The following is an 18,660-nucleotide window of genomic DNA, read 5'->3' as shown; positions in this document are numbered from 1 at the left end:
TGTAGAATGCAGCGCCACGTGACCAGCGGGTGGTTAGCTCAGTTGGGAGAGCACCAGCCTTACAAGCTGGGGGTCACTGGTTCGAACCCAGTACCACCCACCATTCATTTGGTGCCCTGGAAATGTGATGCAGTAACTGATGTATATGCGGACCGGTAGTTCAGTTGGTTAGAATGCCGGCCTGTCACGCCGGAGGTCGCGAGTTCGAGTCTCGTCCGGTCCGCCATCATCAAATTTACTTGCATAATAAGTTATCGCTATTCGGACCGGTAGTTCAGTCGGTTAGAATGCCGGCCTGTCACGCCGGAGGTCGCGAGTTCGAGTCTCGTCCGGTCCGCCACGATAACTTAATAAGTAGTTCTATTGATAAGCGATAGGCTTTCAATACCCTGGGTGGTTAGCTCAGTTGGGAGAGCACCAGCCTTACAAGCTGGGGGTCACTGGTTCGAACCCAGTACCACCCACCATTTAAGTGAATGTTTTAGCGCCTCTGAACCGCTTTAATAAATAATTTAAATGGTAAGTGTGTCTTACAGTGGACCGGTAGTTCAGTCGGTTAGAATGCCGGCCTGTCACGCCGGAGGTCGCGAGTTCGAGTCTCGTCCGGTCCGCCATTAAGCACCTGTCGGCCGTCATTAAGATAAAGCCGAAAAAATTCCAAAAAAGCCCGAATCTATGATTCGGGCTTTTTTATTGCGCGTACATAAGACTCTAACAAGCAGCATGCAGTCAATGAGCTGCACGCTGCTGTTACTTACTGCTGTTACTTACTATGGAAGCGTTAGGCGATTGCGCTGACGCCTGCTTTGGCAATTTGCACATCTTGATCTGGCTTAACGCCAGAGATGCCGACAGCGCCGACGACTTGACCATCCACGATGATCGGCACGCCGCCAGACAGCAGGCCCTGTAGCGGTGCAGAGACAAACGCCGTGCGGCCACCGTTAATCATCTCTTCAAACACTTGGGTCTCTTTACGACCCAAGGCCGCGCTACGCGCTTTTTGGGTAGCAACATCGGCGCTAAATGGGGCAGCACCGTCTAAACGGCGCAGTGCCAGCAGGTGGCCGCCATCATCGGTGACGGCAATTGTGACCGGCCAGCTGTTGTTGTCAGCTTCTTTCTGTGCAGCGTCGAGTACTTGGATAACGTCGGCTTGGCCTAAAACAGCTTTGGTTTGCATCAAAGGATCCTTTTTATCGTAGGGATTAAAGCGCTGCGCCCAACCGTTAATACGTCGTGAAAGCGCAGCGAGTGTAAAGGGTTATACCAGGGCAGCGTCCACGACTTCTACCCAGTGGCGTACCGGCGTGCGATTGGCACTGGCCAGGTGCGTTTGACAGCCGATGTTGGCGGTCACAATCACCTCAGGGTTGCCTGCTTCCAGCGCATTCAGCTTGTTATCGCGCAGTTGAGTGGCGAGCTCTGGCTGTGTGACCGAGTAGGTGCCCGCCGAGCCGCAGCACAGGTGGCCATCTTTCACGGGCGTTAGTGCAAAGCCGAGTTTGCTAAGCACGCCTTCTACGGCGCCGTTGAGTTTCTGAGCGTGCTGCAGCGTGCAGGGGCAGTGGAACGCTAAGCGCTGGTGCTCTTTAAGCTGAAGTGCTTCCAGCGGCTCGTCGCGCAGTATTTCGACGATATCCTTCGCCAGCGCGCTAACTTTTTTGGCCTTGTCAGCGTAGGCAGGGTCGTCCTTGAGCATATCAGCATACTCTTTGACGAACGCGCCGCAGCCGCTGGCTGTTTGGACGATGGCTTCCACACCCTGCTCAATTTGCGGCCACCAGGCATCAATATTGGCACGCATCCGCTCGCGGCCCGCTTCTTGGGCGTTGAGGTGGAAGTCGATGGCACCACAACAGCCGGCTTCACTGATTGGCGTGACGCTGATGCCCAAGCGGTCGAGCAGGCGAGCCGTGGCTGCGTTGGTGTTGGGCGACAGGCCCGGCTGCACGCAGCCTTCCAGGATTAATACCTTACGGGCATGGCGCTGGCTGTCGGGTCGCTGGCCTGCATCGACCGGTGCGGGCGGCATTTTGCTACGCAGTTTGCCGGGCACTAGAGGCTTGAAGGTTTGCCCCAGGGCCAGCAGCGCTTTGAAGCGTTTCGGGTCGACCAGCATTTTGCGCAGCGCATAGCGCTGAGCGCGTTCTGCCGCTGGGCGCGGCACACGACGGTCGATTTCCGCACGGCCAATATCTAACAGCTTGTGATACTCCACGCCGGAGGGGCAGGTGGTTTCACAGTTACGGCAGCTCAGGCAGCGGTCTAAGTGCAGGCGAGTCTCTTCGGTGACTTGGTCATCGTCATCGCGGCTCTCCAGCAGCTCTTTCATTAAGTAGATGCGCCCGCGTGGCCCGTCTCGCTCATCGCCCAGCAACTGGTAAGTGGGGCAGGTGGCGTTACAAAAGCCGCAGTGCACACAGGTACGCAGAATGCGCTCGGCTTCCTGGATATGCGGTTTCTGGCGGTCGGCATCGGTAAAGTGCGTCTGCATGTCAGCTCTCCTGATTAAAATGCCGCATAAAGACGACCAGGGTTGAAAATGCCGTGGGCATCCAGCTCGGCCTTCAGGTTGCGATGGTACTTCTCGACCACAGCATTCAGCGGAGTAAACGGCGACTCCGCGCCCCCTTGGGCATGCGGGGTATAGCAGGTAGCGTGGCCACCAGTCTTTTGGCATTCATCTCGCAGCGTGTCTGCGGGCAGTGCAGTTTTCACCCAGCGCTGGCTGCCGCCCCAATCATAGAAAATGTCGCTTTCATCCACGGCGAGCTCTAGCGCTGGGGTATGGGGCGGTAGCGATAAGCGCCACAGTGCTTGCCCTTCGCCAAGGCTAAAAAAGCTATGCTGCTGGTCGCGAAGCTGCTGCCAGAAATCCGCAGAAAGCACTTCACCGCCCAGGCGCTCTTTAGTGGCCTTGACGGAGCTTTCACCGCCTTCCAGCCGAATAAACAGCTCGCCCGCGTGCCATGCCGCAGCCGTGATGGGCAGCGGCTGGCGGCCAAGCTCAGAGAGCTTCGCTAAAGCATCTTGCAAGCCCATTTCAAGGCGCAGACTGTGGCTGGCGGTGGGAATAGGCAGCACCTTAAACGAGATGTCGGCCAGCACGCCCAGCGTGCCCTGGGCGCCTGCCATCATGCGGGAAAGGTCATAGCCCGCGACGTTTTTCATCACTTCGCCGCCAAAGCGCAGCAGCTTGCCTTCTTGGGTAATCACCCGAGTGCCCAGGACAAAATCCCGTGCAGCACCTGCCCAAGGGCGGCGAGGGCCAGACATGCCGGTAGCTACCGCGCCGCCAATGGTGCTGGCGTCGCCAAAAATGGGCGGCTCGAAAGGCAGCATCTGATGTTTTTCTGCCAGCGCCGCGTTCAGCGCGCTCAAGCGGGTGCCTGCCCGCACCGTGACGACGAGTTCGATAGGGTCGTAAGAGACGATGCCGCTATGCGCTGCGACATTGAGTTCCGTGCCTTCCACCGGGCGGCCATAAAAGGCCCGGGTGTTGCCCGCTACAATGCGTAGCGGGGTGCGGTCGTGGTAGGCGCTATGAACCTGTTCGCACAGCTCATTGGCTATATCTCGGTCGGCAGCGTGTATCGCTAGTTCGGTCATGGTCGATCCTTATAGCATCAGAAGCGTGGCAGTTCTGGATGCGGTAACTCGTTGTTATGCACATGCATCGCGCCAAATTCGGCACAGCGCGCCAGGGTGGGAATGTTTTTCCCTGGGTTGAGCAGCCGTTTGGGGTCGAACGCCGCTTTTAGCGCGTGGAAGACCGTCAGCTCATCGGGTTGGAACTGGCTACACATCTGATTGATTTTTTCGCGCCCAACGCCATGCTCGCCGGTAATCGAGCCACCGGCGGCCACGCACAGCTCCAGGATCTTGCCGCCTACGTCTTCCGCCAGGGCAAGCTGGCCCTCTTTGTTGGCATCGAACAGGATCAGCGGATGCATATTGCCGTCGCCCGCATGAAACACGTTGGCTACTGCCAAACCGCTCTCTTCGGATAGCGCGGCAATGCCTTTCAACACTCGCGGCAGCTCGCGGCGGGGAATGGTGCCATCCATGCAGTAGTAGTCGGGTGACATGCGGCCTACGGCAGGGAAGGCATTCTTGCGCCCGGCCCAGAACTTGGCGCGCTCGGCTTCGTCCCGCGCCTGTTGAATGTTAGTGGCTCCGGCCTTTTCCAGTACGCGGCGAACGGTGTCGCAGTCGTCGTCCACGTCCGCTTCCACGCCATCCAGCTCACAGAGCAGAATGGCTTCGGCTTCCACGGGGTAGCCTGCCTTGATGAAATCTTCGGCGGCTTTGATGGCGAGCTTATCCATCATTTCCAGGCCGCCGGGGATAATGCCTGCGGCAATAATATCGCCCACCGCGCGGCCTGCTTTTTCGATATCATCGAAGCTGGCCATCAGCACTTTGGCGGTTTCCGGCTTGGGCAGCAGCTTCACGGTGATTTCCGTGACCACCCCGAGCATGCCTTCGGAACCGTTCATTAGGGCCAAGAGATCAAAGCCGGGCGCATCCAGGGCTTCAGAACCCAGCGTCATGTGCTCGCCTTCAATGGTCAGCACATCCACCCGCATCACGTTATGCACGGTGAGGCCGTACTTCAGGCAGTGCACGCCGCCCGCATTTTCAGCGACGTTGCCGCCAATTGAGCAGGCGATTTGCGAGGAGGGGTCCGGGGCGTAGTAGAGCCCGTAAGGGGCGGCCGCCTCGGAAATGGCAAGGTTACGCACCCCAGGCTGAACGCGGGCAATGCGCGCGTCGGGGTCAACGGTAATAATTTGGTTGAACCGCGACATGACCAGCAGCACGCCCTGCTCAAGCGGCAGCGCGCCGCCGGAAAGGCCGGTGCCTGCGCCCCGGGTCACCACTGGTACGCCCAGCGCATGGCAGCGCTTTAACAGGCCTTCGACCTGTTCCAGCGTTTCCGGCAAGGCCACCAACATCGGCAGCACGCGGTAAGCGGCTAAGCCATCGCACTCGAAAGGGCGTAAATCTTCTTCCCGATGCAGCAGCGTTAATGAGGGCACGGCGCCTTGCAGGTCGCTAAGCACCTCGGCTTTATCACGGCGGACAAGCTCACCATCAAGGCGCTCGTCGTAAAGGATATTCATAGTAACTCCTGTGGGTGAGGAGGACAGACAGCCATCTAATCACTTGATGGAAAATATTTCCATAATATAGAGGAGCTTTTGGAAGTATTTTTCATAAAGCGTTGGAGAGTGGTGGATAGAGGGAAGTTTTTTCTTCTATACAGTGCTTTTTAATATAGTACTGGGTAGCCCTAAGGCTACCCAGCCGTTCCTTTCGAGGAGTATTACAACGCGTTTACATCAACGGGTCAGTCACACCTAAAACATAAAATGCGATCATCGCGATAATGCCGGTGAACACCAGGTAGTAGATCGTCGGGAGAATCGTTTTACGAATGGTGGTGCCCTCACGGCCGAGCAGGCCGACGGTCGCGGACGCCGCCACAACGTTGTGAATCGCGATCATATTACCGGCTGCGGCACCTACTGCTTGCAGTGCGATCATCATGGCCGTTGATAGCCCCAGAGTTTCAGCAATACTGAACTGGAACTCCGCCAACATAAGGTTAGACACCGTGTTGGAGCCCGCAATAAAGGCACCCATCGCTCCGACGGCAGGCGCAAAGAACGGGTAGATACCACCCACACCGTTAGCGACTGCTTGCGCCATCATGACGGGCATCGAGACTAAATCGGCACCGTTAACGCCAGAGTTAATCAGGATGCGTACCATCGGCACGGTAAAGATCAGTACAAAGCCAGCGCCAAAAATGGTTTTGGTGGACTCTGATACCGCCGCACTCATCTGGCGCGGGTTCATCTTATGCAGGAAGTAAGTGATGAGCACCACGGCCAGGATGATACCGCCCGGCAGGTAAAGCGGTTGAACGCCGCCGCTTACACCAGCTTCACCGAAAATGTTGGCCCAGCTCAGGTTAATTGATGTCAATGCGGCTTTAAGAGGCTCAATGGTGCGTGATGCTACCAGGAACAGCGCCAGCAGTACGTAAGGTACCCAGCCTTTAAAGGTGGACATCGGTGCTTTACCGGCCACATCGTCAAGCTTGATTTGCAGGTTGCCGATCCACTCGTCCGGCCAAGAGGTCGATTCTGGGAAGTCCCAAGTATCTTTGGGCAACAGGAAGCCTTTGCGTGCAGCAGGCACCACAATCGCTAAGCCCACCATCGCGCCAATCATTGAGGGGAATTCCGGCCCAAGCAGCACGCCCACCAGCATGTAAGGCACTACGAAGGAAATGCCGGTGAAGATCGCAAAGGGAGCAATGGATAGCCCTTCTTTCCAAGAGCGGTTGGCACCGAAGAAGCGCACCATCACCAGCACCAGAATCAGCGGCATCAAAATACCCACGATACCGTGAGTGATGGCCACCGAGCTGGTCACCTGCTGGAAAAATACATCCCAGGTAGAGCCGTTCGCTTCTAGCTGAGCGGTAATGTCAGCACGGTTTAAGCCGCTGCCCACACCCACCACAATCGGTGTGCCCACTGCGCCAAACGATACCGGCGTTGATTGAATCATCATACCCACGACCACGGCGGCAAGGGCTGGGAAGCCTAACGCCACCATCAGCGGTGCCGCCACGGCAGCCGGCGTGCCGAAACCGGACGCGCCTTCAATGAAGCAGCCAAACAGCCACGCCACAATCAGCGCCTGTACACGGCGGTCAGGACTGATGCCCGAAAAGCCGTTACGAATCGCGGTAATGCCGCCTGAGTGTTTAAGCGTGTTGAGCAGTAAGATTGCGCCGAAGATAATCCACAGCAGGCCAGCGGTCTGGATAAGCCCCTGCACGGTGGATGCCGCCACGCGGCTAAACGACATATCCCAGGCGGTCAGGCCAATAATGGCCGCCGTGAGGAAGACAATCGGCATCGCTATTTTGGCCGGAATTTTAAAGCCTATGAGCAAAATCCCGGCGAGCAACAGCGGCAGAAATGCCAGAAGAGCGAGTATAGTTTCATTCATGGGAGGAACGGCCCCTTGTTATTGATTTGGTGTGCTCCGCAGTAGCCAACTTGTCATTTCAATGATAGTTGGGTCAGCGTGAAAGATACGGTTAGGCGGGCTGGATGACTACATTGGAAAATTGGTCTTACCAGTTATGTAGGGTAAATTAGTCTGTAAACTAAGCGGTCGTTTTAATTTAACGCTTTGTTTTTTAGAGGCTTTAACCTTTTCGTGAGTATGCTCGCTTCACAACGCCCATTAGACTAATAGACAGTGCAGTTGGCCTTAGAAAGAGCGGTGCAGATCTAAATGTCCCATGTCCTCTTTGCATGGCTTAATGGCATAGGCGGGATTCGGTACTTGCGTCACTGACTACTTCGACTCAATGTAATAGCGAATTCAACTCGATCAAAGGAGTACGATCCGATGGCAATAACACTTTATGACCTGTGTGGCCGCGATGAGCGCCTACGTTTTTCACCTTACTGTTGGCGCGTGCGTATGGCGCTGGCCCACAAAGGGCTGGAGCACACCACTGTTGCGTGGCGCTTCCAGGAAAAAGACGTGCTCGCATTTGCCGACTACGACAAAGTGCCTGTGCTCACCGATGGCGACACGGTAGTAACCGATAGCTTCGATATCATGTGCTACCTAGACCGCGCTTATCCGGACGCACCGGTGGTGGGTGAAGGGGTGAGCCTTCAGCGCTTAATGCTGTTTAAGCAGTTAGTAGAGCGCAGCATTACGCCCGCGCTGTTTAAGATCGTCGCGTTAGATCTGTTAGCCGCGATTCATCCAGATGATCGTGACTACTTCCGCAAAACCCGCGAGGCGCGCTTTGGTGCGACCATGGAGGCCGTCAACAATCCTGAACAGGGGCGGCAACTGTTGAAGCAGGCGCTGGTGCCGGTGAGCGCTCAATTGAAAGAGAGCCCGTTTTTAGATGGGAATGCCCCAGGCGGTGCCGATTACCTACTGTTTGGCAGCATGATGTGGGCCTACACCGTTTCGACCGAGACACTGGTGGAGGAAAAGGACCCCGTCGCTGCGTGGTTTAAGCGTATGCTAGCAGTGCACGATTCAGTGGCAGGCAAAGCCATCACTGTTCGTGATCTATAATAGTTAAGGCGGCCACAAGCCGCCGACTACCCACAGGCAACACAAACGGCCTAGGCCGTTTGTGTGAAAGGAGATGGCGATGATTGACCTGTATTACTGGACAACCCCGAACGGCCACAAAATCTCCATCATGCTTGAAGAAGCAAAGCTGGCTTACCGTATTAAGCCCATCAATATTGGCCGGGGTGAGCAGTTTGACCCTGAGTTTCTGACGATTGCGCCCAATAACCGCATTCCCGCCATTGTGGACCACGCCCCTAAAGATGGCGGCCAACCAATGTCGCTGTTTGAGTCAGGCGCTATTTTGGAATATCTCGCCGATAAAACCGGCCAGTTTCTGCCAACAGAAGGGCGCGAGCGCTACGTGGTATTGCAGTGGCTCCACTGGCAAATGGGCGGTCTTGGCCCGATGGCGGGGCAGAACCACCACTTTTGCCACTATGCTCCGCAAAAAATTGAGTACGCCATTGAGCGCTACGTGCGCGAGACCAACCGACTGTACAGCGTATTAGATCAGCGGCTCTCCCAGCAGCATTACGTGGGCGGTGACCGCTACTCGATTGCCGATATGGCGATTTACCCTTGGATCGTGCCGTGGGAGAAACAGCGCCAAACTCTGGAAGAGTTTCCCGACCTTGAGCGCTGGTTTGAAGAGGTATCGCAACGTCCGGCGGTGCGTAAAGCCTACGCAATAGTGGAAGACATTAATCCGCAGGCAGGTGTCACGATGGATGCTGAGGCGCGTAAGCATCTGTTTGGCAACCGTTAATCAAACGCCCTTTTCAGGCTTCTGAGTGAGCGAACGCTTGGCAAGCGCAGCATGCTTAAAATTCATGTTGCGCTGCACAAAAAGCACTGCTAGCTTTGTGGGTAGCAACGGCAAACGCCCACTATCGGCCTGCCTCAACGCAGGCTGAATCGCTAGCTCACTCAAGGAGATTACGTGATGAACAAGGCCGCAGAGAAAACCAGCCAGCAGTTTGAGTCAGTGTTCGTGTCCCCCATGCGTTCTTATACGCTGGCGGCGCTCAACTACTACGAGCAGCTGGTTGGCGCGCAGATGGATGCTGCACGCGCTTACTCGGATATGACCATTGCCCAAGCGCGCACATGGTTAGACGTGAAAGACGCAGACAGCTTCAAAAAAGCGATGGAAAGCCAGCAAAAAACTGCCACTGACCTGATGGAGCGCATGAAAGGCGACTCTGAAAAAGTCACCTCCATCAGCCAAGGCTTTATGCAAGACAGCCAGAAAATGGCCGAAGAAACTACCAAGAAAGCGGTCGAGACTGCCAAGCAGTAATCACCCCGCTTAATTGAAATGATGCCGCGCCCGGAGTTTATTCCAGGGTGCGGCATTTTTTTGCGTGCTGTTTGACTAGTGTTTTTTGACTAGGTAGGGGGTGTGGCGATTATAGCGATGCATCGCCAGCGCGTGCTCGGAGCCGAAAGCGCGCTATGCGAATAATTTGCTGAATCGCGGTTTCACGCTCCTGGGCCAAGCCGTTTTTCAGGCGCTCATCGAACGCTGAAAGGATGTCGTAGCGGTCCAGCCCTTTCACCGCAATCACAAACGGGAAGCCGAATTTCTCTTTATAAGCCTCATTGAGCTGTTCAAAGCGGGCAAATTCCTCGGGTGAGCACTGGTCGAGCCCTGCGCCAGCCTGCTCGCTGGTGGAGTCGTGGGTCAACTCTCCCGCCAGCGCTGCCTTGCCTGCTAAATCGGGGTGGGCCTGAATAACGGCAATCTGCTGCTCAGGGGTGGCTTGTTGTAGCATCAGGCCCATCAGTTCAGCTAGGGCATCAGGTGCATCATGCGTTTGGCTCAATCCATGCTGCCAGGCGGCTTCAGCTACCCAGGGGGAGTGTTCATACACATCGCCATAGTGGGCAACGAAGGCTTCCAGGCTGCACTGGCTGGGGGCAGGGGATAACGTGAGTGGGGTAGCGGTCGACACAAAAACTCTCCAGGCGTGCGAAAAAGGAAATGCTGTATACAATAAATAGCATCAACGGTACTCTTTGACCAATAGGTCAAACTCTACGCATCACCTCTATCCATAACACCAATAACCCCGCCAATGTAAGGAGTGACGATGGGACGCTTAACTACCCACGTGCTGGATACCGCCAAAGGGCAGCCCGGCCAAGGCATTACCATTGAAGTCTTTCGGCTAGCGGTCGGCAGCCGCGAGCACTTAGGCTCCACCGTCACCAACAGCGATGGCCGTTGTGATGCGCCTCTGTTAGAAGGCGAGGCGCTCACGCCCGGTGAGTATGAGTTAGTGTTCCACGCGGGGGATTATCTACGTCGTCAGGGTGTTGAAGCCGTCGAACCGCGCTTTTTAGACGTGATTCCGCTGCGCTTTGGCGTAGCCGATGCAAGCCAGCACTATCACGTGCCGCTGCTGCTCTCGCCGTATGGCTACTCGACCTATCGCGGTAGCTAAGAGGGCGGATCATGCAAGCGTACATCATTGAATTCGTAAACCTGCTGCTGCGCTGGCTGCACGTCATTGCCGCCATTGCCTGGATCGGCGAATCGATCTACTTCGTGATGCTGGATAACGGCCTGCGCGCTCCCAAAGCCGCTGAAGATCGTGAGAAGGGTATCTTTGGCGAGATGTGGGCTGTGCATGGTGGCGGTTTCTATCATAACCAGAAATACGCCACGGCCCCGGCCAAGCTGCCCAACGACCTGCACTGGTCGTTCTGGAAAGCCTATACCACGTGGCTATCGGGTTTCGCGCTGTTCGTCATTCTTTACATGGTGAATCCCGGTTTCTACTTGGTGAACCCGGACAGCAACTGGGCCTGGGCGGCTAACCTGACCGGTTGGCAGGCCAACCTGCTAGCGCTTGGGTTCCTGCTAGGCGGCTGGGTGGTTTACAACGAGCTATGTAAGCGCATCAGCCCCAACATGGAGCGCGATGGCCTGCTGAGTATTGCCGTGGCGGTGATGATGGTGGTGGTGGCCTACTTAAGCACCCAGATGTTTACCGGGCGGGCGGCGTTTTTGCTCACCGGCGCGGTGATGGCCACGGCCATGTCGGCCAACGTCTTCTTCTGGATCATTCCTGGCCAGCGCCGCATGGTGAGGGCTATGAAGGCAGGCGACGCCCCTAACCCGCTAGACGGCAAGCGCGGCAAGCAGCGTTCGGTGCACAACACCTACTTCACGCTGCCCGTGGTGTTGCTGATGGTGAGTAATCACTACTCCTTTATCTACGCCCATGAACTCTCCTGGGTGGTGATGGTGCTGTTTATTTTTGCCGGAGCGCTGATTCGTCAGTTCTTTGTGCTGATGCATGCCGGTAAAATCCAGCCTGCCTACCCGGCGGTAGGCGTTGGGCTGATTTTGCTCGCGTTCTGGGTGGCAGCGCCCAGCCCACGTGCTGCCGTGGAAGGCGCTGGCGGTGCGCCCACGCAAGCGCAAATATCTGGACTCATCGAGCAACACTGTACCCAGTGCCATGCCCGCAACCCTGAACATGCCGGTTTCTCCGCGCCGCCTGCAGGCTATGCCTTTGATAGCTGGGACGATATTCTTGGTCACAAAGCGCAAATCCAACAGGTCGTTGGCAGTCGCTACATGCCGCTTGGTAATATCACCAACATGAGTGACGAAGAGCGCGATATCATTGCGGCCTGGGAGGAGTAATCAGAGTCGCAGACAGGAGACACTATGAGTGATGCGCAGGCGGCGTTAAAGCGGAGGCCTTCTGACAAAGAGGGCGATGAGCGCCACGAAGCGATTTACCGGGCAGTAAGCGATGCCATTGTGGAGCAGCGCCTTAAGCCCGGCGCTCGGCTGCGTGAAGATGCGCTAGCGGAAGTATTCGGTATTAGCCGCACGGGGATTCGTAAAATCCTCCAGCGGCTGGCGCTGGAGCAGCTCGTTACTTTGACCCCTCGTCGTGGGGCTAGCGTGACGCGCCCCACCGCCGAGGAAGCGAAAGACGTGTTCGATGCCCGCCAGTTGATCGAGTGTGGCCTCATGCCCGATGTGGCCAGGCGAATGAACGCCGCGGCGGCGGCGGAGCTTCGCGAGATGGCCCGCCAAGAGCGCCAAGCCCTGCGCAGCGGTCAGCAGAGCGTGGCGATTCGTCTCTCGGCGGATTTTCACGTGCGTCTCGCGCAGCTCTCCGGCAACGCCACCCTGGCAGAATTTGTTGAACGCCTCTGCTCCCGCTCTTCGCTGATCCTCGCCGTCTACGGCCATCGCGGCCACTTAGGCTGCGAATCCCACGACCACGACGACCTGATTGGCTACCTGGAAACTGGCAACGGCGAACGCGCCAAAGCCTTTATGAGCCGCCACCTCAAAGCCATCGAAGCCTCGCTCTCAATGGTTGAAGAGGAAGAGAACGTTCCGGATCTGCAGCAGATTTTTGGCGCGTAGCGACTCAGCTCTGCTCAGCTTTAATGACGGCTAAGCCGCTTCTCGAGACTCCCCACTAACATAAAAACGCCACCGGAGCTTATCCGGTGGCGTTTTTAGTGGCTATCTAACGTGTGTGGTACTTCATCACTACATGGCTTAGTGCGCTTTCTGCTCAACCATCACAGGCGCTGCCTTAAACCGCTTCATCAGCCCATAGTAGAACACCCCACCCAAACCTGCGCCGATCAGCCAGCCGTAGCCGCCTAAGCTGGCTAAGGCCGGTACTAGTACGGTAGAGAGCGAGAACATCGCCGCCACGCCAAAAGCGATAAGAGCGCGGGTGTTCCAGCCGTTGACGTAGTAGTAAGCGCTGCCGGGTGCTGAGGAGAATAGCTCCTGCATATTGAGGTGTTGGCGTTTGATCAGGTAGTAGTCCACCACGATGATGCCGTAGAACGGCGCGACGATAGCGCCCAGCGCATTCACAAAGCCCGGCACGCCAATTTGGCTGATCACCGAGATCCACAGCGCACCCACGAAAAAGGCAATGACGGCGGTAATCAAGCCGCCCATTTTGAAGCTGATTTTGCTGGGGAACAGGTTGGCTAAGTCGTAGGCGGGGGGAATGAAGTTAGCAACGAGGTTGATACCCACCGTAGCGGCAAAAAAGGTGAGGGCGGCCACGATGGTCAGCGGCAGCGAATCGACGCGTTCCACAATATCCGCCGGGTTGGTGAGCGCTTCGCCAAACAGTACCAGCGTGCCTGCGGTAATAATCAGCGCAATAAACGAGAAGAACGCCACGTTCAAGGGCAGGCCCAGCAGGTTGCCCAGCTTCATCTGGCGCTCGGTTTTCACAAACCGGGTAAAGTCGCCGAAGTTGATCACCACTGCGGCGAAGTAGGCCACCATCGTACCCACAATGGCGAGAAACGCACCCAGGCCGCCCTGCTCACCGCTGCCGCTGAAGATGGTGCCAATGGCGGGCAGTAGCTCGCTACCGGCTTGTACCCATACCACAATCATCAACACTACCATCACCACGTAGACCAGCGGACCTGCCCAGTTCAGGAAGTGTTTAATGCGCTCGATGCCCTGCCAAAAAATCGCGATCTGAAACAGCCACACAATCACGAACGAGAGCCACGCCACCCCGGAAAGGCCAAGAAAGGTACCGCCGTTGCCCACGCCAAACAGCGCGGTAATCAGCAGCGCCACGGCGGTAGAGGCGAAGTAGGTCTGCACGCCGTACCAGAAAATACCCACGATGGCACGCAGCATGGCGGGCAGGTTGGCCCCACGTACGCCCATGCTGGCGCGTACCATGACCGGGAAGGGAATGCCGTATTTCACGCTGGGTTTGCCGGTCAGGTTGACCAGAAACATGACGATAATCCCGGCTAGAATAATCGCGGCCATCACGGCCCAGCCGTTAAGGCCATAAGAGAGAAACAGCGACGCTGCCAGGGTGTAGCCAAACAGGCTTTGAATATCGTTAGACCAAACGTTAAAAATCTCAAAAGCGCCCCAAGTGCGGTGCTCTGGCTTTAGCGGGGCGAGGTCTTCGTTATAGAGCGTTGGATCAATCTGCTGAATATTTAGGTCGCTTTGGCTGGGTTGTTCATTCATTGCAAGGCTCGTTATCCGGAAATGGTCGCCTGCCACACGGTGGTGGCAGGCGTTGGCAAGGCGAGTTACTGAGTGAAGCGCTGGCAGGCGGGCCAGTGTTTCATCAGCAGGTAGTAGGTCAGCCCGGCAGGAATGAGGCTGGCGTACCAAGAGACCGCCGAGAACGAGAGCGCTGCGATAATCCCCACCGCTGTCGCTATCAGCGCCGCTTGGTTAATGCCTTGGTACGGGCCGTTTTCGTCGTAGAGCTTGCCGATATCCAGCGTGCGGCGGCGAATCACGTAGTAGTCCACCACCAGAATGGCGAAGATGGGGCCAAGGAACGCGGAGTAAGTTTGTACAAAGAGCTGCAACCCTGCGGCCGATTCAGGCTGCACCAGCTTCCAGGGGAAGGTAGCGAAGGCCAGCAGGCCCACAATCACCGTTGCGACGGGGAACTTGAGCTTGAACACGTCCATCAGCACGTAGGTGGGCGGCACCACGTTGTTCAGCACGTTGGTGGTCACCTGGGCGAAGGCGATAAACAGCAGTGTGATCATCAGTAGCGGCGTGTTATCCACCGCGTTGGCGAACACCTGGATGGGGTCTGCGGTGCCGGTGGCTTGCGACACCATATAGCCAATCAGGCCCATAAACAGCGTGCAGGGCAGAATCGACATCGCGTAAATGGTAGTGAGCAGGCTTTGGGCCGTGCCTTTTTTGTGCTCGCGGGAGTAGTCGCTCACATTCAGCATCATGGTGCTGTAGATACCCAAAAACAGCATGGTGGCGCTCCAGAAAGGCATCCCCCAAGAGCCTTCCATGGTCAGCAGGCTGGTGGAAAGCTCATCGCCGTAGCGCTGCACCGTGGCGTAGAACATGTACATCAGCGAGCAGAGAATAAAGGCGCTGCCGATATTTTCCAGCCACTTAATGCCCTGAAAGCCGAGTACCGAAAGGCCAATCTGCAAAAACTGGAAGGTAATAAAGTAGAAGATCAGGTTATCGAAGCCGAACAGCGTCGCCGACACCATGTTAAGGGCACCTGCGCCAATCCAGCTTTGAAAACCGTACCAGACGATGGCAGGCACGGCGCGCACAAGGCCTGGAATACGCGTGCCGGTAAAACCGAACGCGCTGCGTGCCTGCACCATAAACGGAATGCCGTATTTGTAACCGGCAGCCCCGTTAATGGCGAGCGCCACGCCAATCACAAAGCAGCCAATGGCGATGGCCAGGGTGGCTTGCAGCAGGTTGAGCGTGCCCACTACGCTCGAACCCATGGCGAAGGTGCCAATAGAGACACACCCCCCAAACCAGGCTAAAAAGTAGGAGGTGCGCCCCATAATGCGGGTGCTTTGCGGAGCTAAGCTTTCCGCCCCAACGGCTTTGGCGGTGGCGGGGCTAGCCGCTCCCGGTAGTTCATCTGAGGTAAGAGCAGAGGTTGAAGTGCTCATGTTACCGTCCTCGCAAGATTATCGATGTTATTGGTAACCTGGGCAGACTCTGCCCAAGAGACGCTTGCGGCGTGGCGTGCTAATGGCGGTATTCGTACGGTTGTTATAGTTTTATGATGCGTGATTTTTTAGCGTGTGGGTGGCAGGGTTAGGTTGGAAAAATCCGCGAACTTGCCGGTAAAGGGTTTCGGGCGAGGGTAGTCTAAATCGCCGTATTTGCTGGTATGTAAGCCCAGCCCCACCAGCGATTCGGCAAGCTTCAGCGCCGCGCTTACCCCTTCCACCACGGGCAGGCCAACTTCGCGGCTAATGGCGTGGGTGAGGTTCGCCATCCCGCCACAGCCCAGCACAATCGCGCCGATGCCATCCTCATCGCGGGCACGGCAGCACTCTTGCACAATGCGGCTAAAGGCAGCGTCAGGGTGGTCTTCCAAATCCAGCACCGGAATTTCAGCGGCGCGAATGCGGCGGCAGTAGTGGTGGCTAAAGCCGTACTGCTCAAGCAGGTGCTCGGCAATAATGCCGGTACGGCCTAGGGTGGTCACAATCGAGAAGCGCGTGCTAATCAAGGTGGCCATGTGAAAAGCGGCTTCGGCAATGCCAATCACTGGGGCGCGGGTCAACTCGCGTGCAGCCAGCAAGCCTGGGTCACCAAAGCAGGCCACTACGTAGGCATCAATATTGCCCTCGCGCTCGCCTTTCAGCACTTCTTCGGCCACGCCCACTGCGCTCACTGCTTCATCGAAGTGGCTTTCGATAGAGACAGGGCCAGCGTCGGGTTGAGTGGCGCTCACCGTGGTCGATGGGGCCGCTAACTGTTCGGCTGCTTGTCGAATTGTCGCCGTCATGGCAGCCGTGGTATTGGGGTTAATCAAGCGTATATGCACGGGGTGATACTCGCATGTGAACAATATTTTCTATCTTGTATACGAAAATAGGGCGCTTTTCTGCGATGCGCAAGCCCTTTCATGCAACGGTTTAGCGCTCGTAGAGTTGACCAAGTGTTCAGGTTTCAAAGGGTTAGCGTGCTATTGAGCCGAAAAGCGTCGTCATCTCAATTAATTAGCCCTGCGTTGAATTGCGATGGCCGTTCAAAATGGCTATTTTGTATACAAACTAAAACGCTCTGCCTTTGTTAAGGAGCCTGTCCATGACCTCTCATTACCCTCGCGATTTAATCGGCTATGGCCGCACGCCGCCCCACGCTAACTGGCCAGGCAAGGCCAAGATCGCCGTTCAATTTGTGCTTAATTATGAGGAGGGCGGCGAGAACTGCGTGCTGCATGGGGATTCAGGCTCGGAGCAGTTTTTGTCCGAGATTATCGGTGCGGCCAGCTACCCAGACCGCCACCTAAGCATGGAGTCCATCTACGAATATGGCTCCCGCGCTGGCGTGTGGCGTATTCTGCGCGAGTTCGAGCGCCGTGGGTTGCCACTGACCGTATTTGGGGTGGCGATGGCGCTAGAGCGCCACCCGGACGTGGCCCAGGCGTTTAAAGAGCTTGGCCATGAAGTGGCGTGCCACGGCTACCGTTGGATTCACTACCAAGAAACTCCTGAGCATGTCGAGCGCGAACATCTGCAAAAAGCCATGGAGATCTTCCAGCGTTTGTATGGTGAAAAGCCTGAAGGCTGGTACACCGGGCGCGATAGCCCCAATACGCGCCGTTTAATTTTGGACGAAGGTGGTTTTCTTTACGACAGCGACTACTATGGCGACGACCTACCGTTCTGGACCAAGGTGAGCGATAGTCAGGGGGCTGAGCATAACCACCTGATCGTGCCTTACACCTTAGATACCAACGACATGCGCTTTGCTGCCCCGCAAGGTTTCAATACGGCGGACCACTTCTTTACCTACCTGCGCGACGCCTTTGATGTACTGTATGCCGAAGGGGAAGAAGCGCCGAAGATGCTCTCGATTGGTATCCACTGCCGTTTGCTGGGCCGCCCCGGGCGCTTCCGCGCGCTGCAGCGCTTCTTAGACCATATTGAAGCCCACGACCGAGTGTGGGTGGCTCGCCGGGTCGATATCGCTCGCCACTGGGCGGAGCATCACCCCGCACCCAAATAACGAAACAGGACACCATGACACCCCATATCGGACAACGGATTGCCGCCCAGTTTGATGCACTTAGCGCCCAAGAGCAGCGGGTGGCGAGTTTTATCCTCGATCACTTTGATGATTTAGCGGTGTACAGTGCCGCCGATCTAGCGCGTTTGACCGGGGTGTCAAAATCCACCGTGAGCCGCTTGTTCAAGCGCCTAGGCTTTGAAAGCTACCGCACGGTAAAAACCCACGCCCGGCAGCTGCGTAATTTGGGTGTGCCATTGGTGATTGATGCCCATGCCATGGAGGAGGAGAGCGAGAGTGGAGCACCGTTCCAGCGCCACCTTCAGCGGGAGCAGGAAAATCTGCAGCGTTGCCTGGGCAATCTTGACCACCACGACTTTGCTGCCATGGTGGATGCGTTAGCAGGGGCGCAGCAGGTGCTTGTGGTGGGGTTTCGTAACAGCTACCCGTTGGCACTGCACCTACGTCAGCAGCTCGTTCAGGCCCGCGGCCAAGTGCGTTTGGCTCCGCAGCCTAACCAGTCGTTGGCCGAAGAGCTGGTGGACTTAACCGAACACGATACCGTGGTACTGTTTGGTTTTCGCCGCCGTCCGTCGGCATTTGCAGCTTTAGTCGCTGCACTGGAGCGTTCACCCGCGAACGTACTCTTGATTGCTGACCCCACCGCCTCGCCGTTTGCTTCGCAAGTCACATGGTGGTTAGAAGTACCGTTAGAGAGCCTTTCAGCGTTTGATAGCTACGCCACCGCCAATAGCGTGATTTGCCTGTTGGCGAATGCCGTTTTGCACCAACGCTTGGCGGATGGTCGCGAACGGATCAGCGCAATTGGTGACCAGTACGCTGAGTTAAACGAGCTGGCATCGCCCATCATGAGCGTCGATTGGGATGCCCATCAATAATGGTGCGGCCTGCCTGCTCTCTGCACCAAAGATAACCGCCGTATTCTCTGTGCACCCGGCCTGCTGGGTGCATTTTCCTGCCTGATAGTTACCTAACACGCT

At 56.6% G+C, this 18,660-nt stretch carries 17 protein-coding genes and 5 tRNA genes; 13 read left to right on the top strand and 9 right to left on the bottom strand.

The window, feature by feature from the left end; translation table 11 throughout:
- Nucleotides 1-27 precede the first annotated feature (27 nt).
- The 5 genes from R0J87_RS03935 (at nt 28) to R0J87_RS03915 (ending at nt 614) form a co-directional block, all read left to right on the top strand.
- Nucleotides 28-103 (top strand) — tRNA-Val (locus R0J87_RS03935).
- A 46-nt stretch (nt 104-149) separates the two neighbouring features.
- Nucleotides 150-226: transfer RNA gene (locus R0J87_RS03930), tRNA-Asp, on the top strand.
- Between the two features lie 37 nt (nt 227-263).
- A tRNA-Asp gene (locus tag R0J87_RS03925) sits at nt 264-340 on the top strand.
- Nucleotides 341-391: 51 nt separating this feature from the next.
- Nucleotides 392-467, top strand: a tRNA-Val gene (locus R0J87_RS03920).
- Nucleotides 468-537: 70 nt separating this feature from the next.
- Nucleotides 538-614: transfer RNA gene (locus tag R0J87_RS03915), tRNA-Asp, on the top strand.
- A gap of 167 nt (nt 615-781) precedes the next feature.
- Here R0J87_RS03915 and R0J87_RS03910 read toward each other — a convergent pair.
- The 5 genes from R0J87_RS03910 to R0J87_RS03890 all read right to left on the bottom strand — a co-directional run bounded on the left by R0J87_RS03910 (nt 782) and on the right by R0J87_RS03890 (nt 7,035).
- Entirely contained in the window at nt 782-1,183 is a 402-nt protein-coding gene (locus R0J87_RS03910; protein WP_044628702.1) for a GlcG/HbpS family heme-binding protein, read from the bottom strand.
- A gap of 81 nt (nt 1,184-1,264) precedes the next feature.
- Nucleotides 1,265-2,497 (bottom strand): glycolate oxidase subunit GlcF, encoded by a 1,233-nt coding sequence (gene glcF / locus R0J87_RS03905; protein ID WP_498884497.1) that lies wholly within the window; start codon nt 2,495-2,497, stop codon nt 1,265-1,267.
- Between the two features lie 14 nt (nt 2,498-2,511).
- Nucleotides 2,512-3,612, bottom strand: a complete 1,101-nt coding sequence (gene glcE, locus R0J87_RS03900) for a glycolate oxidase subunit GlcE (RefSeq protein ID WP_498884495.1) — start codon at nt 3,610-3,612, stop codon at nt 2,512-2,514.
- A 17-nt stretch (nt 3,613-3,629) separates the two neighbouring features.
- On the bottom strand, nt 3,630-5,129 hold the full coding sequence (gene glcD, locus R0J87_RS03895; RefSeq protein ID WP_404343325.1) for a glycolate oxidase subunit GlcD: 1,500 nt from the start codon (nt 5,127-5,129) through the stop codon (nt 3,630-3,632).
- Nucleotides 5,130-5,343: 214 nt separating this feature from the next.
- Nucleotides 5,344-7,035: an L-lactate permease gene (locus R0J87_RS03890; RefSeq protein WP_498884493.1), complete on the bottom strand. Its 1,692-nt coding sequence runs from the start codon at nt 7,033-7,035 to the stop codon at nt 5,344-5,346.
- Nucleotides 7,036-7,443: 408 nt separating this feature from the next.
- On the opposite strand from R0J87_RS03890, the gene R0J87_RS03885 reads away from it, so the two are divergent.
- The 3 genes from R0J87_RS03885 (at nt 7,444) to R0J87_RS03875 (ending at nt 9,439) form a co-directional block, all read left to right on the top strand.
- Entirely contained in the window at nt 7,444-8,136 is a 693-nt protein-coding gene (locus R0J87_RS03885) for a glutathione S-transferase N-terminal domain-containing protein (RefSeq protein ID WP_498884492.1), read from the top strand.
- A 79-nt stretch (nt 8,137-8,215) separates the two neighbouring features.
- Complete coding sequence (locus R0J87_RS03880) at nt 8,216-8,905, top strand: glutathione binding-like protein (protein WP_404463879.1); 690 nt, start codon at nt 8,216-8,218, stop codon at nt 8,903-8,905.
- Between the two features lie 177 nt (nt 8,906-9,082).
- Nucleotides 9,083-9,439, top strand: a complete 357-nt coding sequence (locus R0J87_RS03875) for a phasin family protein (RefSeq protein WP_311065272.1) — start codon at nt 9,083-9,085, stop codon at nt 9,437-9,439.
- Nucleotides 9,440-9,548: 109 nt separating this feature from the next.
- Here R0J87_RS03875 and uraD read toward each other — a convergent pair whose 3' ends face one another.
- Nucleotides 9,549-10,094, bottom strand: a complete 546-nt coding sequence (gene uraD, locus R0J87_RS03870) for a 2-oxo-4-hydroxy-4-carboxy-5-ureidoimidazoline decarboxylase (protein WP_498884489.1) — start codon at nt 10,092-10,094, stop codon at nt 9,549-9,551.
- A 138-nt stretch (nt 10,095-10,232) separates the two neighbouring features.
- Here uraD and uraH point away from each other — a divergent pair, with 138 nt between their 5' ends.
- The 3 genes from uraH to R0J87_RS03855 are packed head-to-tail and all read left to right on the top strand — an operon-like array spanning nt 10,233 to nt 12,538.
- Nucleotides 10,233-10,586 (top strand): hydroxyisourate hydrolase, encoded by a 354-nt coding sequence (gene uraH, locus R0J87_RS03865; protein WP_498884488.1) that lies wholly within the window; start codon nt 10,233-10,235, stop codon nt 10,584-10,586.
- Between the two features lie 11 nt (nt 10,587-10,597).
- The gene (locus R0J87_RS03860; protein ID WP_498884486.1) at nt 10,598-11,797 is read left to right on the top strand and encodes a urate hydroxylase PuuD; all 1,200 of its coding nucleotides are present in this window, start codon (nt 10,598-10,600) and stop codon (nt 11,795-11,797) included.
- A 24-nt stretch (nt 11,798-11,821) separates the two neighbouring features.
- Nucleotides 11,822-12,538, top strand: a complete 717-nt coding sequence (locus R0J87_RS03855; protein ID WP_498884484.1) for a GntR family transcriptional regulator — start codon at nt 11,822-11,824, stop codon at nt 12,536-12,538.
- 138 nt (nt 12,539-12,676) lie between these two features.
- Here the strand turns inward: R0J87_RS03855 and R0J87_RS03850 are convergent, their stop codons facing one another.
- The 3 genes from R0J87_RS03850 to R0J87_RS03840 all read right to left on the bottom strand — a co-directional run bounded on the left by R0J87_RS03850 (nt 12,677) and on the right by R0J87_RS03840 (nt 16,472).
- Entirely contained in the window at nt 12,677-14,149 is a 1,473-nt protein-coding gene (locus tag R0J87_RS03850; RefSeq protein WP_498884483.1) for an NCS1 family nucleobase:cation symporter-1, read from the bottom strand.
- Between the two features lie 65 nt (nt 14,150-14,214).
- The gene (locus tag R0J87_RS03845; protein WP_498884481.1) at nt 14,215-15,585 is read right to left on the bottom strand and encodes an NCS1 family transporter; all 1,371 of its coding nucleotides are present in this window, start codon (nt 15,583-15,585) and stop codon (nt 14,215-14,217) included.
- Nucleotides 15,586-15,713: 128 nt separating this feature from the next.
- Complete coding sequence (locus R0J87_RS03840) at nt 15,714-16,472, bottom strand: aspartate/glutamate racemase family protein (protein WP_498884479.1); 759 nt, start codon at nt 16,470-16,472, stop codon at nt 15,714-15,716.
- 263 nt (nt 16,473-16,735) lie between these two features.
- Between R0J87_RS03840 and puuE the strand changes: the two genes are divergently transcribed.
- Nucleotides 16,736-17,659 (top strand): allantoinase PuuE, encoded by a 924-nt coding sequence (puuE, locus tag R0J87_RS03835; protein WP_498884477.1) that lies wholly within the window; start codon nt 16,736-16,738, stop codon nt 17,657-17,659.
- Between the two features lie 14 nt (nt 17,660-17,673).
- Nucleotides 17,674-18,558, top strand: coding sequence for a MurR/RpiR family transcriptional regulator (locus tag R0J87_RS03830; protein ID WP_498884476.1), 885 nt, complete (start codon nt 17,674-17,676; stop codon nt 18,556-18,558).
- Nucleotides 18,559-18,660: the final 102 nt, after the last annotated feature.

It is taken from the genome of Halomonas sp. SIMBA_159 (assembly GCF_046536035.1).
Taxonomy (GTDB): domain Bacteria; phylum Pseudomonadota; class Gammaproteobacteria; order Pseudomonadales; family Halomonadaceae; genus Vreelandella; species Vreelandella venusta_A.
This window is presented reverse-complemented; position numbering and strand designations above follow the sequence as displayed.